We start from the raw sequence: 576 nt of genomic DNA, 5'->3' as shown, positions 1-576 counted from the left end.
GGCTGGTCGGTCACCGCCATCGGACCCGCCCGCGCCGCACACGAACCCCACGAGATCCAACACCTGTCCACCCTCCCCCTGCACACCTGGGCACCAGACAGCCGCGACCACTACATCCTGGTCCGCGCCGAACACATCACCGGCCGCCGCCTCACATCCCAAGACGACGAGCACGACAAGCGGGAAGCCTGACACCTTCCCGCCCCCGAGGCGTCTCCCCTCCCGCACGGCCCCTCGCCGTCCCACCGATCCCGTTCGTATCCCGTCGCATCCCGTCGAATTCCGTTCCGCCGGTCCCGCCCGGAACGCATCGCGACCGCGCGGCATCCGCCGACACCCGCCTCCTTCAGGACGAGCCGCCATCAGGTCACGCCGCTCCGACGAGCCTGAACGTCCGGGGTACGGCCTCCCCCCGCCCGCACGCACGGAAAAGGCCCGCTCCCCCGAGGGACGGGCCTTGTCATCGACGGTGAGATGAGGGTTATCGGAGGATGGGGTGGCGGCGCACCAGCGGGGTGGCGGCCCACCAGGTGCCCAGACCCCAGGTGCTACCGGCACCGCTCAGAGCCAGCCCGG

At 71.4% G+C, this 576-nt stretch carries 1 pseudogene; it reads left to right on the top strand.

Annotated elements, in window-relative coordinates:
* A pseudogene (locus ACFFRH_RS44530) lies at positions 1–192 on the top strand (hypothetical protein); the annotation flags it as partial.
* Between the last annotated feature and the right edge of the window lie 384 nt (positions 193–576).

This window comes from Streptosporangium vulgare (assembly GCF_042428775.1).
In the GTDB taxonomy this organism is placed as follows: Bacteria; Actinomycetota; Actinomycetes; order Streptosporangiales; family Streptosporangiaceae; genus Streptosporangium; species Streptosporangium vulgare.
The sequence above is the reverse complement of the archived record's forward strand: the minus strand, read 5'-3'. Positions and strand labels throughout refer to the sequence as shown.